The sequence below is a fragment of the Actinomycetospora callitridis genome (genome assembly GCF_028737265.1).
Lineage (GTDB): Bacteria > Actinomycetota > Actinomycetes > Mycobacteriales > Pseudonocardiaceae > Actinomycetospora > Actinomycetospora callitridis.
The window spans coordinates 103,346-118,211 of sequence record NZ_JAQZAK010000004.1; the positions used below are offsets into that span (position 1 = coordinate 103,346).

The 14,866-nt window shown below is 74.7% G+C and carries 15 protein-coding genes; 5 read left to right on the forward strand and 10 right to left on the reverse strand.

The genetic code is table 11. From position 1 onward, the window contains the following. Positions 1–169: 169 nt before the first annotated feature. Complete coding sequence (locus PH191_RS14940) at positions 170–373, reverse strand: cold-shock protein (RefSeq protein WP_274191308.1); 204 nt, start codon at positions 371–373, stop codon at positions 170–172. Between the two features lie 268 nt (positions 374–641). On the opposite strand from PH191_RS14940, the gene PH191_RS14945 reads away from it, so the two are divergent. Next, positions 642–3,860, forward strand: a complete 3,219-nt coding sequence (locus PH191_RS14945; RefSeq protein ID WP_274195415.1) for an ATP-binding protein — start codon at positions 642–644, stop codon at positions 3,858–3,860. A gap of 17 nt (positions 3,861–3,877) precedes the next feature. On the opposite strand, the gene PH191_RS14950 is transcribed toward PH191_RS14945, so the two are convergent. Genes PH191_RS14950 through PH191_RS14960 form a run of 3 tightly spaced genes read right to left on the reverse strand, consistent with a single transcriptional unit; the run spans position 3,878 to position 6,177 of the window. Continuing rightward, positions 3,878–4,342: an MSMEG_0567/Sll0786 family nitrogen starvation N-acetyltransferase gene (locus tag PH191_RS14950; protein WP_274195416.1), complete on the reverse strand. Its 465-nt coding sequence runs from the start codon at positions 4,340–4,342 to the stop codon at positions 3,878–3,880. A 10-nt stretch (positions 4,343–4,352) separates the two neighbouring features. Then, a complete protein-coding gene (locus tag PH191_RS14955; RefSeq protein ID WP_274195417.1) occupies positions 4,353–5,540 on the reverse strand; it encodes an MSMEG_0568 family radical SAM protein in 1,188 nt (395 codons plus the stop codon). A 40-nt stretch (positions 5,541–5,580) separates the two neighbouring features. Further along, a complete protein-coding gene (locus PH191_RS14960) occupies positions 5,581–6,177 on the reverse strand; it encodes a hypothetical protein (protein ID WP_274195418.1) in 597 nt (198 codons plus the stop codon). Positions 6,178–6,251: 74 nt separating this feature from the next. On the opposite strand from PH191_RS14960, the gene PH191_RS14965 reads away from it, so the two are divergent. The 4 genes from PH191_RS14965 to PH191_RS14980 are packed head-to-tail and all read left to right on the forward strand — an operon-like array spanning position 6,252 to position 10,872. Next, positions 6,252–7,214 (forward strand): carbamate kinase, encoded by a 963-nt coding sequence (locus PH191_RS14965; RefSeq protein WP_274195419.1) that lies wholly within the window; start codon positions 6,252–6,254, stop codon positions 7,212–7,214. Continuing rightward, on the forward strand, positions 7,211–8,755 hold the full coding sequence (locus PH191_RS14970; protein WP_274195420.1) for a protein FdrA: 1,545 nt from the start codon (positions 7,211–7,213) through the stop codon (positions 8,753–8,755). Before PH191_RS14965 ends, PH191_RS14970 begins: the two co-directional genes overlap by 4 nt. Then, positions 8,752–9,960 carry an MSMEG_0565 family glycosyltransferase gene (locus PH191_RS14975; protein WP_274195421.1) on the forward strand — a complete coding sequence of 403 codons (1,209 nt, stop codon included), beginning with the start codon at positions 8,752–8,754 and terminating at the stop codon, positions 9,958–9,960. Before PH191_RS14970 ends, PH191_RS14975 begins: the two co-directional genes overlap by 4 nt. A gap of 33 nt (positions 9,961–9,993) precedes the next feature. Then, positions 9,994–10,872, forward strand: coding sequence for an EamA family transporter (locus tag PH191_RS14980; RefSeq protein ID WP_274195422.1), 879 nt, complete (start codon positions 9,994–9,996; stop codon positions 10,870–10,872). 10 nt (positions 10,873–10,882) lie between these two features. Here PH191_RS14980 and PH191_RS14985 read toward each other — a convergent pair whose 3' ends face one another. From PH191_RS14985 to PH191_RS15010, 6 genes are all read right to left on the reverse strand, one after another. Continuing rightward, positions 10,883–11,275, reverse strand: coding sequence for a nitrile hydratase accessory protein (locus PH191_RS14985; RefSeq protein ID WP_274195423.1), 393 nt, complete (start codon positions 11,273–11,275; stop codon positions 10,883–10,885). After that, positions 11,272–11,874 carry a nitrile hydratase subunit alpha gene (gene nthA / locus PH191_RS14990; protein WP_274195424.1) on the reverse strand — a complete coding sequence of 201 codons (603 nt, stop codon included), beginning with the start codon at positions 11,872–11,874 and terminating at the stop codon, positions 11,272–11,274. The genes PH191_RS14985 and nthA overlap by 4 nt, the downstream gene beginning before the upstream one ends. Next, positions 11,871–12,533 carry a nitrile hydratase subunit beta gene (nthB, locus tag PH191_RS14995; RefSeq protein WP_274195425.1) on the reverse strand — a complete coding sequence of 221 codons (663 nt, stop codon included), beginning with the start codon at positions 12,531–12,533 and terminating at the stop codon, positions 11,871–11,873. The genes nthA and nthB overlap by 4 nt, the downstream gene beginning before the upstream one ends. Positions 12,534–12,613: 80 nt before the next feature. Next, complete coding sequence (locus PH191_RS15000) at positions 12,614–13,105, reverse strand: MSMEG_0572/Sll0783 family nitrogen starvation response protein (RefSeq protein WP_274195426.1); 492 nt, start codon at positions 13,103–13,105, stop codon at positions 12,614–12,616. 39 nt (positions 13,106–13,144) lie between these two features. Then, positions 13,145–13,420: a hypothetical protein gene (locus PH191_RS15005; RefSeq protein WP_274195427.1), complete on the reverse strand. Its 276-nt coding sequence runs from the start codon at positions 13,418–13,420 to the stop codon at positions 13,145–13,147. Beyond that, positions 13,421–14,851: an FAD-dependent oxidoreductase gene (locus tag PH191_RS15010; protein ID WP_274195428.1), complete on the reverse strand. Its 1,431-nt coding sequence runs from the start codon at positions 14,849–14,851 to the stop codon at positions 13,421–13,423. Between the last annotated feature and the right edge of the window lie 15 nt (positions 14,852–14,866).

A 14,866-nucleotide genomic window follows, 5' to 3' on the forward strand; every position in this document is an offset into this window, starting at 1 on the left:
CCCGGTTGTGAGGGGGTCCAGTGATGTCGTGAGGGGTCCAGAAATACCGAAAGGCTGTGATCCCGCGGGTATGAGGCGCGGGATCACAGCCCGGCAGGTCGGACGCGCACCCTGACGGCGGCGTCCGACCAGGCCAGTCCGGAGGAGTCTCCGGGAAGGCTGGGGAAGATCAGGCGGGGCGGACCGAGTCCGCCTGGGGGCCCTTGGCGCCCTGGCTCGACTCGAAGCTCACCCGCTGGTTCTCCTCGAGGGAGCGGAAGCCGCCACCCTCGATGGCCGAGTAGTGGACGAAGACGTCCTTGCCGCCGTCATCCGGGGCGATGAAACCGAAGCCCTTTTCGGCGTTGAACCACTTGACTGTGCCGTCGGACATGCATCCTCTTTTTCAGGTCGGACAGAGCGGGCCTCGCCCGCTCTCGAGCGTTGCCCGATCCACTCGAGACACGGCACGGAGATGTGGCGAGCTGTGCGAGCGGGTCGATGTCAACATGATCCACGAAGCTCAGAGCACAGCGAGGACTACGAGACGGCAACGGGATCAACGTATCAGAGCCGTCCGGGGCCGTCGGTGGGGCCGGGCGCAACGGTCCGCGACGACCGGAACGTGACCCCCATCATGCCCAGCGCCGTAGGATCACCGGGTGAGCACGCGACCCCTCCGGCTTCGGCTGATCGGCCGATTCCGCGTGGAGGGCCTGCCCGACGGGGCGGTCCCCGGCGGGCAGGCCGAGCGGCTCCTGTGCATCCTCGCGGCCCACCACGGCCGCTTCCTGCCCACCACGGTGCTGACCGACCTCCTGTGGCGCGACCGGCAGCCCGCGGAGCCGGCGCGCAACCTCGCCGCCCTGGTCAGCCGCCTGCGACGGACGCTGGGACGCGATCGGGTCGAGGGCGATCCGCGCGCCTACCGGCTGGTGCGCGACGACACGACGGTCGTCGACGTCTCCGAGGCGCTCGACCTCGTGGCCACCGCCGAGCGCGAGCTCACGCAGGGGCTGCGGGCCCTCGCCGCGATGAGCGCCGAGGTCGCCGAGGGGCTGCTGACCGCGGGCATCCCCCTGGCCGGCGAACCGGACGCCGACTGGGTCGACGCGGTCCGCGCGTCGGTCGCCGGCGCGCTCTCCCGGGCCCGCACCTGCCGCTGGACCGCCGCCCTCGAGCTCGGCGACCTCGAGACGGCGGTCGACGAGGCGTCCCGGGCCCTCGCCGACAACCCCCTGGACGAGCCCGCCACCCGGGCGCTCATGACCGCCCACCAGCGCCGCGGCGCGCACGCCGACGCCCTCGGCGCCTACGAGGACCTGCGGCGCCACCTCGCCGCCGACCTCGGGACCGACCCCTCGCCGACCACCCAGCAGGTCTTCCTCGCCGTGCTGCGCCACGGGTCGGACGCGCCCGTCACCGAGCCCGAGCCGGCGCCGGCCGCGGGCCCGGCCTCCGGCCCGGAGGCGTCGCCGCTCATCGGCCGGGAGTCCGAGCTCGCGGTGCTCTCCCGGGCCTGGTCGGCGGCCGCGCGGGGACGGGGCGGCCTGGTGCTGGTCACCGGCGAGGCGGGGATCGGCAAGAGTGCGCTCAGCCAGGCGCTGCGCGTCGAGGCCCGGCGCAGCGGGGGGCTCGTCGCGGCCGTGCGGTGCGCGGGCGCGGAGCGCTCGCTCTACCTCCAGCCGCTGGCCGAGGCGGTGCGCGACATCGTCCTGCGCCTGGCGCCCGGGGCCGGCGACCTGCTCTCGGAGCGCGAACGCCGAGCCCTGGGCGACCTCGTCGGCGAGGTCGCGTCGCACCGCGCGCCCGCCCCGTCGCACTCCGAGCTGCGCCGGCGGCGCACGCTCGAGGCGATGGCGGAGCTGTTCGGCCAGGTCGGCGAGACGCGTCCCCTGCTGATCGCCGTCGAGGACCTCGAGCACGCCGGGCAGACGACGATCGAGGCGCTGCACGTCCTCGCCACGCGCCTGGCGACCCGCCGGGTGCTGATCGTCGCGACCGAGCGGACCGCCGAGTCGGCGGGCGCCGCGGAGACCCTGCGCGACGTCGCCACCGTCCTCGACGTCGGGCCGCTGTCCCGGGACGCGTTGCGCGCCCTGCTCGCGGGCGCCGGGCGGGAGCAGGACCTCGAGCGCTTCTCCTCCTGGACCGGGGGCTCGCCGCTGCTGGTCAGCGAGCTGCTCCGCCACCCCGAGTCCGGCGCCGCCGGAGGGGATGCGGCGGCCGACGACCCGACCGCCCCGGCCATCCCCGGCACGCTGCAGGAGGCCCTGTCGCGCCGACTCGCCGCGACGGCCGAGGACGTCACGGTGCTGCTGGCCCAGGCCGCGGTGCTCGGGACGTCGTTCGGGCTCGACGAGGTCGCCGCCCTGAGCGGGGTGGATGTCGAGGAGTGCGCCCACCGGGCCGGACGCGCGACCCGGGCCGGGTTCCTGCTCACCGACGGTGCGAGCTACCGCTTCGCCAACGACATCGTGCGCCGGATCGCCTACGAGTCCGCTCCCCTGCCGGTGCGCGTGAGCAGGCACCGGCGCGCGGCGGTCCTGCTCGCCGACCGGCCGGAGGCCGCGGCCGTCCACCACGCCGCGGCCGGCGACCACGCGGCCGCGGCGCGGTCGTGGATGGCCGCCGCGGACGCCGCGCACATGGTCTTCGCCCACCAGGAGGCCGACAAGCTCCTGACCGCCGCCGTCGGGGCCGCGGACCGGGCCGGCGACCGGACGCTCCAGGCCACCCTGCTGGTGCGTCGCGGCGGGGTCCGGGCCGACCTCGGGCACCACGAGGCCGCGCGCGACGACCACGACCACGCGCTCGCCCTCGCCCGCGACCTCGCCGACGAGGAGCTCGAGGCGCGCGCCCTGGAGGGCCTCGGCTGGACCGCGCTGTGGGCCCGCGACGCGCTGGGCGCCGTGGACCTCGCGGAGCGCGCCGGGCACCTCGCCGAGTCGGCCGCGGCCGCGCCGGGCGCGCGCCGCAGCTCGCTGCTGCTGGTCGGGCGCGTCCGGCACTGGGACGGCGACTACACGGGAGCGACGCACGCCTACCAGCAGGTGCTCGCCGTCGACGCCGACGACGCCACGAGCGCGGTCGCCATGGCCTACCGGGGCGCGCTCCTGCAGCACATGGACCGCTTCGCCGAGGCCCGCGCGGTGCTGGAGCGGGCGGTGGCGCTGTGCACGCGCACCGGCGAGTTCCGCACCCTGCTGCAGAGCCTGTTCTTCTGCGGGCTGGCCCGGGGCGACGTCGGCGACCTCGCCGGCGCGCTGCGCTCGCTGGATCGCGCCCGGCGCCTGATCGACGAGGCGGGCGTCAGCTACTACCGCGCCGGGATCGAGACGACGACGTCCTGGCTGTGGCAGGAGCTCGGCGACGTCGGCCGGGCCCGCGAGCACGCCGAGGAGGCCGTCGAGCTGGCGAGCCGCGGCGGTGGGGCGCTCGAGCTGGAGCAGGGCCTGCACGCCCTGCTGGCCCTCGCCGACTGCGATCTCCTGGCGGGCCGCGACGACGACGCCGGCGCGCACGTCGAGGCCGCGGCACCCCTGCTCGACCGTCCGCTGCCCTTCCGGCCGCGGGCGGCGATGCGGCTGCTCGAGATGCAGGCCCGCTGGGAGCCCGCCCGCGCGGAGGCCCTCCTCGAGCAGGCCCGCACGTTCCGGTCGACGAAGTACGAGGCGCTGGCGCTGCAGCACCTGGGGCGGGACGCCGACGCCGCCGTCGTGGCCGCGCAGACCCGCTCGGACCTGGTCGTCGCGCAGATCGGCGCGCCGTCCGCGCGCGGGCCGGCCCGCGACCGGATCGCCGCCGCGCTCCCGCCCGAGCTGCGCACCCGGTTCGTCGCACGCGGGCGGCTCGCGGAGCCGTCGCCGAGCACGCACTGAGGTGGCTCACCGGCGGCTCAGCCCAGATCGATGTCCATGACCACGTGGGGCCGCCCCGCGTAGATCTCGTCCGCCCGCGCCGTCCAGCCCAGCCGTTCGAAGAAGCGGCGGTTGTCCCGCTGCACGTGGGCCACCATGCGGGTGCCGCCGCGCGCGGCCGCCGTGGCGACGGCGAACCGGACGAGCGGGCCGCCGACGCGCGCGGTGCGGAACCCGGGGAGCACGGCGAGCCGGTCGCCCTGCCAGGCACCCGCTGCCCCGAGCGGGAACAGCCGCACCACGCCGGCGGCCCGCCCGTCGATCCAGGCGACGACGTGCAGCACGTCGGGCCGGGCGTCGTGGGCGTCGACGTCCGTCCCGTCGAAGATCCCCTGCTCGGCCACGAACACCGCCCGCCGGATGCGGTGGTGCTCCTCGGCCTCCGCGGCGTCCGCGACGAGGCGGCAGTCGGCCTGCGCGGGCGCGACCCGCAGCTCGGTCACGGGTGACGTCTCACGAGGCGGAGCCCGGCCGCGGGCCGATCTGCAGCAGCGGCTGCTGGACGGCGTTGATCGCCGAGCACGCCTGGCACCGCGCGCAACCGGCCACCGCGTCGTCGGCGCTCATGCCCCGCTGGCTCATGTAGGCGGCGACCTGCCAGTAGATCCGGTTGCTGTACGGGCCGGGCGGCGGCGCCCAGTCCTCCATGAGGCTCCCCGCGACGGGGCGCAGCGGGACGACGAACGGGTAGACGCCGATGTCCACCGCGCGCCGGCAGGCCTCGACGGTGAGGTCGGGGTCCTCGCCCATGCCGAGGATGACGTAGGTCGACACGCGCCCCGGGCCCCACAGCTCGACCGCGCGCTCCCACGTCCGGAAGTAGGTCTCGATCCCCGTGCGCGCCTTGCCCGGCGCGACATGGGCCAGCACCTGGGGATCGAAGGACTCGACGTGGATGCCGACGGCGTCGGACCCGCCCGTATCGTACACCTCGTCGAGGATCGCGAGGTCCCGCGGCGGCTCGAACTGGATCTCCACCGGGAGCCCGGAGGCGTCCTTGACGGCCCGGCCGCACCGGGCGACGTAGCGCGCGCCGCGGTCGGGCGCCGTCGAGCTGCCGGTGGTGAGGGTGGCGTCCACCGCGCCGTCGAGCTCCTTCGCGGCCACCGAGACCTCGGCGAGCTGCTCGGGGGTCTTCTTCACGATGGTGCTGCCCGCGGCCAGCGAGACGCCGATCCCGCAGAAGCGGCACTGGTCGGCGGTGTTCCAGTAGTTGCAGGTCTGGACGACGGTGCTGGCCATCGAGTCCAGGTGCAGCAGCGCGATCTTCCAGTACGGGATGCCGTCGGCGGTCTCGCGGTCGTAGTAGCGCGGGCGACGGGACGCGGCGACCGACGCGAGCCGCCGGCCGTCGCGGTAGATCGCGCGGCCGCCGTCGTCCTCGGGACGCAGCACGTAGGGCGAGCGCCGGGCCTCCTCGGTGCGGACCGGGACCGTCACCGGCATGCCCTCGATCCACAGCATCCCGGAGTCCGACGGCCCGGCCCCGCCGGTGCGGGTCTCGACGTCGGCGTCCGTGCGCAGGCCCGCGCTCTGCAGCTCCACGATCAGCGCGGCGATGTCCGCGGGGGTGGGGGTCTCCCCCGGGTCGTCGAGCGGCGCGGTCTCGTGACCCGTGTCGGAACGCAGGACCCCTGTCATCCCTGATCCACCCTCGATCCTCGTTGATTACAGGAAACGTTCATCGCTCATCGGAAACCATGCGCCCGCCGCCGTCAAGGGACACGATCTCCGCGCGGCGCTGTGCGAGCGCGGCGTCGCGCTCGGCGCGCGTGGCGAACCAGACCGGGTCGTCGTCACCCCCGGCGAGCACCTCGCCGGTCTCCGCGGCGAGCGCCACCTCCCCGACCCCGTGCGGGTCGGTGTCCCGGTAGGGCTCGTCGATCGCCACCAGGGCGAGGCCGGTCGGCAGGTGCATCGACACCGAGCGCGTGAACCCCTCCTCCAGCACCACCCAGGTCCGGCCCTCGTCCCGCGCCGCGGCGACGAGCGCGGCGCGGCGGGCCCGCGCCTGTTCGGCCTCGATCTCGTCGGCGCGCATCGCACACGCGGCGGCGTCCACGAGCGCGGACTCCGATCGCTCCTCCACCGCCAGCAGCTCGGCGGGCGTCGCCGTCGTGCGCCGCAGCTCGGCGAGCCGGTCCCCGACGCCCTCGGCGAGGCGCCGGTAGCCCTCCGCGTCGGTGAGCGCGGCCGCCCACAGGCGGTTCGCGGCCGCGCGCCACCGCGCCCGGGCCGCGTCCCAGTCGCCCTCGCCCCGGGTCTCGACGCCCGCCATCTGCGACCACCTCCCGACACGATCATCTACTATAGTCGACGATCTGACATCTCCGGTCGCCGTGAGGAGTGCTCGTGCCCAGGACCGCAGTGGTCGCGCTCGGCGGCAACGCCATCACCCGCAACGGGCAGTCCGGGACCTACGAGGAACAGTCGCGCAACGCCCGCGCCATGGCGGCCGCCGTCTGCGCGCTGCGCGACGCCGGCTGGAACGTCGTCCTGGTCCACGGCAACGGGCCGCAGGTGGGCAACCTCGCGATCCAGCAGGACGAGGCGGCGGACATCGTCCCCGCCCTCCCCCTGTTCTGCGTCAACTCGATGACGCAGGGCCAGCTCGGGAGCCTGCTCAGCCTGGCCCTGCTCGCCGAGGGCCGGGGCCGCCTGCCCGGCGTGGTGTCGGTGGTGACCCACGTGATGGTCGACCCGGCCGACCCCGCCTTCGACAAGCCCACCAAGCCCGTCGGTCCCTTCTTCACCGAGGACCAGGCCCGCCGCCTCGCCGCGGCCCGGAACTGGCAGATCATCGAGGACGGCGACCGCGGCTTCCGGCGGGTGGTCGCCTCCCCGAAGCCCGTGGGCATCGTCGAGGTCGACGCCATCCGCGCGCTCATCGAGCAGCACATGATCGTGGTGGCGGCCGGCGGCGGCGGCATCCCGGTGATGGCCGGCGACCGCGGCCTCGAGGGCATCGACGCCGTGATCGACAAGGACTTCACCGCCCAGCGGCTCGCGGCGTCGGTGAACGCCGACGCGCTGGTCCTGGTCACCGACACCCCCAAGGTCCACCTCGACTTCGGGACGCCGCAGCAGCGCGCGATCGAGGAGATGACCGTCGACGAGGCGGGCAAGCACCTGGACGACGACCAGTTCCCCGACGGCAGCATGGGGCCGAAGGTCCGGGCCGCCGTGCGCTTCATCAAGGAGGGCGGCCGCACCGCGGTGATCACCACGGCCGACCGCGCCGGGCCCTCCCTCGACGCCGTCGGCACCCATCCCGACGACCGCATCGGCACGCGGATCGTGGGGGTGCGGGCGTGACGACCCCGGTCCGGACCGTCCGGATCCTCAAGGACACCTACCTGGACTCCGTCGTCCAGCTCTCCGGCACCCGGGCGATGCGCGCCGTCGAGGGCGTCGACTGGGCGACCGCGGCGATGGCGACGCCCGCGAACCTGGAGACGCTCGGGCACGAGGGCTTCGACGGCGACGACCTGGCCGGGGCCGGCCCGGGCGACCTCGTGCTCGCGGTGCGGGCGGCGTCGCAGGACGCGGTCGAGGCGGCCGAGGACGCCGGGCGGGACGCGATGTTCTCGGCGCGCGCCGCCGGGTCCGGTCCCGAGGCGGACGAGGCTCCGGCGCGCACGCAGACCGAGGCGCTCGCGCGCCTCGCGGGCGGCAACGTCGCGGTGATCTCCGTGCCGGGCGACCACGCCGCCCTCGAGACCCACAAGGCGCTCAGCGAGGGCCTGCACGTCCTGCTGTTCAGCGACAACGTCCCCGTCGCCACCGAGGTCGAGCTCAAGACGCGGGCCGAGCAGCTCGGTCTGCTCGTCATGGGCCCGGGCGCGGGCACCGCGATGCTGGGCCGGACCTGCCTGGGCTTCGCCAACGTCGTCGCGCCCCTCGCCGAGCGCACCGGGGCGGTGGCCGTCGTCGCGGCGGCCGGCACTGGTGCGCAGGAGGCGGCCGTGCTGCTCGACCGCGCCGGCGTCGGCGTGACGCACGTGGTGGGCCTGGGCGGGCGCGACCTCGGCGCCGACGTCGGCGGGATCATGGGACGCGCGGCGGTCCGCGCGCTCGCGGCCGACCCCGCCACCGAGGCGATCCTGCTCGTCTCGAAGCCGCCGGACGCCCGGGTCGCGGCCACCGTGACCGCGGAGGCCGGGGACACGCCCCTCGTGGCCGCGCTCATCGGGCTCGAGGAGACCGGCGTCTCCGTCACCCTCGAGACCGGGGTGCTCGCCGTCCTGGACCGCCTCGGCCGGCCGCGCCCCGACGTCACCCTCGGCCTGCGCACCCAGGTCGAGGCGGCGACCGCCGCGATCGGGCCGGAGCGCACGCTCGTGCGCGGCCTGTTCTCCGGCGGGACCCTCTGCTACGAGTCGCTGGTCGTCCTGGGCCGGGTCCTCGGCCCGGTGCACTCGAACACCCCGGTCGACAAGGAGCTGGGCCTGCCGGCCCCGGCGTCCGCGCACGTCTGCCTCGACCTGGGCGAGGAGGAGTACACCCGCGGGCGTCCGCACCCGATGATCGATCCCGAGGCGCGCATCGAGCACCTGCGCGAGCAGGGCCGCGACCCCGAGGTCGCGGCGATCGTGCTCGACGTCGTCCTCGGGTACGGGGCGCACCCGGACCCGGCCGGCGAGCTCGCCCCGGTCTGCGCCGCGATCACCGCCGACGGCGGCCCCCGGGTCGTCGTCTACGTCCTGGGCACCGAGCACGATCCGCAGGGGTTCGAGCGCCAGCGCCGGGCGTTCCGGGAGGCCGGGTGCGTGGTCACCGAGACCGCGGCGCGGGCGTCGCTGGCCGCCGCCGCGATCGCGCGTCGCGAGCCGGCGCTGGCGGAGGTCGCGCTGTGAGCTCTCCGGGAGGTGACGGGGACGGGGACGGGCCCGGCATCGTGCTGGTCACCCACTCCACCTCGCCGCGCGGCGGGATGGTGCACACGCTGGCGCTGGCCGAGGCGCTGCACGACCTGGGCCGGCGGGTCCACCTCGTCACCCAGGGGGACCGGCTGTTCCGGCCCACCACGGTGCCGCACACGGTGCTGCCGGCCCCGGCGAGGGACGGCACGCTGACCGAGCGCGTGTTCGCCTCGATCGACGCCCTGACCGACGCCCTCGGCGATCTCGCGGACGGGGCGGACGTGCTGCACGCCCAGGACTGCATCGCCGCCCGCGCCGCGGCGCGCGTCCGCGCGGCCGGCGCCCCGGTGTCGGTGGTGCGCACCGTGCACCACATCGACGACTTCACGACGCCCGCGCTGGTCTCCTGCCAGCGCGAGGCGATCATCGAGCCCGACCGGGTGCTCGTCGTGAGCCAGTACTGGCGCCGCGTCCTGCACGACCACTACGCGACCGAGTCCACGGTCGTCCCCAACGGCGTCGACCCGGACCGCTTCCCGCCGATCTCCCCCGAGCGCCGCGCCGAGATGCGGGCGCGCGTGGGCGCGTCGTCGGACCAGGGGGATCGCTTCCTGTTCCTCGCCGTCGGCGGGGTGGAGCCGCGCAAGGGCACCCACCACGCGTTCGAGGCGCTCGGGCAGCTGGTCCGCCGGATGGCGCGCCCGCCGATGCTCGCCGTCGTCGGCGGGCACTCGTTCCAGGACTACGCGCCCTACCGCGAGGCCGCGCTCGCCGCGCTCCCCGGCCTCGGCCTCACCCTCGGCGAGGACGTCGTCCTGCTCGGCACTGTCAGCGACGACGAACTCGGCGCCTGGTACCGCAGCGCGGACGCCCTGTGCTTCCCTTCGGTCAAGGAGGGCTGGGGGCTGGCCGTGCTCGAGGCGATGGCCGCCGGCCTGCCCGTCGTCGCGGGCGACCTCCCGGTGTTCCGCGAGTACCTGCTCGACCACCACGACGCCCTGCTGCCGCGCTCGGGCGACAGCGCGGCGCTCGCCGCCTCGATGATGGAGATGTACGCGGACACGGCCCTGCGCCGTCGTCTCGTCGCGGGGGGCCTGGGCACGGCGGGCCGGTACCGGTGGTCGGCGTCGGCGCAGCGGCACGCGGCGATCTACGACGAGGTGCGCGCGACCCGGGCCCCGGCCGTCCGGCGGGGGTAGGTTCCCGGGCGTTCACCGACGCCCGGGAGTCGCGTGGGGAGTGCCGCCGTCCTGCTCGCCGGGGCCCCGACCGCCGGGGTCCCGGCCTTCGCCGTCGCGATCACCCTGGTCGCCGCGGTGCTGCACGCGGTGTGGAACGCCGTCGCGCACGGCATCCCCGACCGGCTCGTCGGCTTCGCCCTCATCGGGGTCGCCTACACCGTGATCGCCGGGGCCGGCGCGCTCGTGCTCGGCCCGCCGCCGGTGGCCGCCTGGCCCCTGATCGTCGCCTCCGCCGGGCTCCACGGCGTCTACACGCTCCTGCTCTTCGCGAGCTACGAGCTCGGCGACTTCAGCCAGGTCTATCCGGTCGCCCGCGGCAGCGCCCCGCTGACCGTCGTCGCGATCGAGACGGCCCTGGGCCGCGACCTGCCGGTGCTGCAGCTGCTCGGGATCGCCGTCATCTCCCTGGGGCTGATCAGCCTCGCGCTCGACGGCGGGCGCCCGTCCCGGGCGTCGCTGCCGGCCCTCGGCGCGGCGCTCGCCACCGGCGTCGCCATCGCCGGCTACACCGTCGTCGACGCGACCGCGGTCGCGACCACCCCGGTGGCGGTCTACGCGGTCTGGATGTTCCTGCTGCAGGGCCCGCTGATGCCGGCGATCGCCCTCGCGCGCCGCGGGCGGGCCCTGGGCGCCCAGCTGAGGCCCGTGGCCCTCGCCGGATTCGGTGGCGGCGTGGTGTCGCTGGTGGCCTACGGGCTCGTGCTCGTCGCCCAGACCAGCGGCGCGACCGCGGCGATCGCCGCCCTGCGCGAGAGCAGCATCGTCATCGGCGCGCTCATCGGCTCACTGTTCCTCGGCGAACGCTTCGGGCGCAGCCGGGTGATCGCCGCGGCGGTGGTGGCGGTCGGCATCGTGCTGGTCGACCTGTGAGTCGCCGACCTCAGTGACCGTGACCGTGCCCGTGCCCGTGCCCGCGACCGTGCCCGTGGTCCTCGCCGTCGGCGTGGTCGTGCCCCGAGGGGCGCTCGGCGAGCAGCGCCGACCGCTCCGCCACCGCGGCACCGGGCAGCGTGCCCGCCGCCACCAGGCGGTCCTCGAGGGCGCCGAGCCAGCAGCGGTAGTAGTGGAAGTCCTCGCCCGGCGCGTGGTCGGTCTCCCAGGCCGCGATGCGGGCGACCAGGGCGTCGCGGAACTCGTCCCAGGTGACGACGCCGGCGTCGGCGAGCGTCACCGCCATCCCGAACGCCCGGCTCTCCCAGGGCTCGGCGAAGACGAGCTCGCCGTTGGACCGCGGTGGGGCCGCCGCGCCCGCGACGTCGAGCACCGCGGTCACGGGGCACTCACCTCGGCGACCCCCACCATCGCGTCCCGCGTGACGATCCCGGCGAGGGCCTCGGCGTCCCAGCCGTCGGTGCCCGCGGGGCGCTGGGGCAGCACGAGGTAGCGCACCTCGGCGCTGGAGTCCCAGACCTGGATGTCCTTGCCCTCGGGCACGTCGAGGCCCATCTCGCGCAGCACCCGGCGCGGCGTGCGCACGATCCCCGCGCGGTAGGCGGGGTCCTTGTACCAGCTCGGCGGCAGCCCGAGGATCGGCCACGGGTAGCAGGAGCACAGGGTGCAGACCACGACGTGGTGGACGTCGTCGGTCTGCTCGACGACCACCATGTGCTCGCCCTGCGGCCCGCCGTACCCCATGTCCTTGATGGCGGCGGTGCCGTCGCGCAACAGCCACTCGCGGTACTCCGGGTCGGTCCACGCGCGGGCGACGACCTTGGCGCCGTTGAGCGGGCCCACGTCCCGCTCGTAGGTGGTGATGAACTTGTCCATCACCGCCGGGTCGATCAGCTCGCGCTCGACGAGGAGCTGCTCGAGCGCCTCGGTGCGCAGGGCCGGGGAGAGACGGCCGGAGATGTCTCCTGCGGGGGCGTTCACTGCGGCTCCAGGTAGCTCTCGAACAGGTCGACGTGCAGGGTGAACGGCTCGGCGTCCGCGCCCCACAGCTCCGTGGAGGCGAACCCGACCGTGTAGACGTGCTGGGCGTTCTCGCCCTCGAACACGGCGTGGGTGTCGGGCAGCACGTGCGCGGGACGGATCGCCGTGACGGTGCCCGAGCGCCGGCGCACGTAGGCCGGGAGCTTCGTCGGGCCCTCGGGGTGCAGGTCCTTGGTCCGCACGACATCGCCGACGGCGAACGCGGGCGCCTGCTCGACCTCGCGCAACGAGCCCGCCGCGGTGGGCTTGTAGTCGGGGCGGTCCGGCTCGGGGAACGCCGGCTCCGGCACGTCCTCGCCGAGGTTGCGCCGGGCGCGGGCGTCGACGGCCCCGGGCGCGAGGATGCGGGAGTCGGTGAGCATCAGCTCGGCGGCGTTGAGCCAGCGGCCGTAGTAGCCGTCGACGAGGTAGTCGACGGGGTGCAGCCGGCCCAGGGCGTGGCGGAACGCGTCGAGGTTGCGCCCCGAGATCCGCCCCATCGTCAGCACCGTGATGGCGAAGCTCCGGCCCTCCCAGGGCTCGGCGAAGGGCGGTTCGTCGGTGGGCACCTGCGCGGGGCCCCACCCCTGGGTGCCGCCCATGTCGGCGATCGAGTCCATGCGAGGACCCTCCTCTGCGCTGCGCGCGGGTGCGTGCCCGTCCGTGCACCGGCACGGACGAGCACGCACGGGACCGAAGGTCAGACCGTCCAGGTCTGCATCACGAGCGCGCCTTCGCGCCGTGCCGTGAGCTGGGCGTCGAGGATGTCGAGGGGGTTGACCGGCTTGACGCCCTCCATCATGTCGACCTCCCGCATGCCGTAGAGCATCGCGGCGGAGAACCGGCACGCGTAGACCTTGCCACCCTCGTTCATGAAGGTCTGCAGCTGCTTGTTGTAGCCGAGCGCCCCGGGGAAGGCCTCGTCCCCGACCGTCGGGAAGCCGCGGGAGGCCGAGGCCATCAGCGACCCCGGGCCGAAGAGCACGATGCTGGTGTCGAAGCCCTTCCGGCGCACGCGGGTCGCGGTCAGCATGTTGACCAGCCCGACCGAGCCCTCGAAGGGCACGGTGTGCATGAAGATGTACGCCTTCTCCCCCGTCTCGGCCTGGATGTCGTCGAAGACCTTGTCCTCGTAATCGACGATCGCGTCGCCCTTGCTGACCCGCTCACCAACGACCTGGACCACGGTCACACCCCATTCTCTGTGTCGCTCGATTCGTGCTGCACGTGCTCAGACCGCCGGGTCCCGCCGTTCGGGGGGCGGTGACCAGGTCCGGCGATGGCTGCCGGGCATCGCGCGCATGACGCGGTGACGCAGCGGCCAGGGCAGTGCCCGGTAGGTCGGCGCGAAGACGCGCCGCCAGAACAGGTCGACGGCCCCGTGCGGCGGCCGGGGCGGGCGGGTGCCCGAGTAGCGCCGGGCGAGCCGCTCGTGGGCGTCGATCATCAGGTAGTGCTCGGAGTTCTCCCGCAGCCACCGGGAGAAGGAGTTCCGCGTGCGCGGCATCTAGAGCTTCCCCGCCTTCCGCAGCTCCTCGAGCCCGTTGGTCGCCGCGACGACGATCGGCTCGTTCAGCGCGCCGATCGCCGGCGAGTAGACGTTCTCCATGGTGGAGAGGTCGTGGAACGTGAACCCGTGCTTCACCGCCATCGCGAGGAAGTCGGCGCGCTCCTTGATCCCCTCGCCGCCGACGATCTGGGCGCCGATGAGGCGCAGCGACCCGGGCTCGGCGAGCAGCTTGACCTTCACGGGCTTGACGCCCGGGTAGTAACGGGCCCGGGAGATGCCCTGGGCCTGGCCGACGACGTACGGGATGCCGAGCGCCGTCGCCGTGGTCTCGCCGAACGACGCGCCGCCGATGATCCACTTGCCCGCCGGCGTGCCCCACGGGACGTACACCGCCTTGTACCGCCGGTCGCCGCCGCCGGCGTTCTGGCCCGCCGTCTTGCCCTGGGCGTACGCGTGGCTGCCGGTGAGGCCCTGCAGCGGGACGCGGGTGAGCCCGTGCGGGATCTCGGTGCAGTCGCCGGCCGCGAAGACCCCGTCGACCGACGTCGCCATCCGCTCGTCGACGACGACGCCGCCGGTCGAGCCGATCTCCAGGCCCGCCGCCGCGGCGAGCCGCGCGTTGGGCACCTTGTGGGTGGCGACGACGACCAGGTCGCAGGGGATCTCGCCGTCCGAGGTGGCCACGGAGCTGACCCGCCCCTGGCCGACGAACCCCTTGAGCGTGGTGTTGAAGTGCGTGATGACGCCCAGCTCGCGCCAGGACTCCTCGACCGGCGCCATGATGTCGGGGTCGGCCATCTCCGCGAGCGGCCACGGGTGCGGGTCGACGAGGTGCGTCTCGATCCCGCGGTGTGCCAGCGACGTCGTCATCTCGACGCCGAGGGGCGTCGCCTCGATGACCACGGCCGTCTTCACGGAGTCGAGGACCTCGTCCCACTCCATGGCCCGGCGGATGTTCTTGACGTAGTAGAGGCCGCCGAGGTCCTTGCCCGGCACGCCCGGGTCGGCGTAGTCGAACCCGGTGGCGAAGATCAGCGTGTCGTAGGAGACCGCGCCCTCGCCCTCGACGTGGACCGTCCTGGCCGCGGTGTCGACCTTCGTCACCGTGGTCTCGTAGTGCACGTCGATGCCGGCGCTGACGTACTGCTCCTTGGTCGCGAGGAACAGCTTGTCGAAGTCCGAGATCTCCTTGCCGTGGACATAGGGGATCCCGCAGGGGCTGTAGGCGACGTCCTCGAACTCGGTGTAGACGACCACCTCGGCGTCCGGGGAGGCCGCCTTGACCCCTCCGGCGGCGCCCAGCCCGGCGGCCCCACCCCCGATGATCACGGTCTTGTGCGGCACACGGAACCCCTCGTCGGACTCGTACGATGCGTCGGCGCGGGCGGACGGGCTCGCTCCGGGATGGCCACCATAGGTGATGGTCATTTACGATACTAAGCG

Coding starts and splice junctions, on each gene's coding strand:
- PH191_RS15005 (WP_274195427.1), bottom strand. CDS start 13,420: ATGCCGCGCACGCGGAACTCCTTCTCCCGGTGGCTGCGGGAGAACTCC.
- PH191_RS14940 (WP_274191308.1), bottom strand. CDS start 373: ATGTCCGACGGCACAGTCAAGTGGTTCAACGCCGAAAAGGGCTTCGGT.
- PH191_RS14960 (WP_274195418.1), bottom strand. CDS start 6,177: ATGGCGGGCGTCGAGACCCGGGGCGAGGGCGACTGGGACGCGGCCCGG.
- nthB (WP_274195425.1), bottom strand. CDS start 12,533: ATGGACTCGATCGCCGACATGGGCGGCACCCAGGGGTGGGGCCCCGCG.
- PH191_RS15010 (WP_274195428.1), bottom strand. CDS start 14,851: ATGACCATCACCTATGGTGGCCATCCCGGAGCGAGCCCGTCCGCCCGC.
- PH191_RS14955 (WP_274195417.1), bottom strand. CDS start 5,540: ATGACAGGGGTCCTGCGTTCCGACACGGGTCACGAGACCGCGCCGCTC.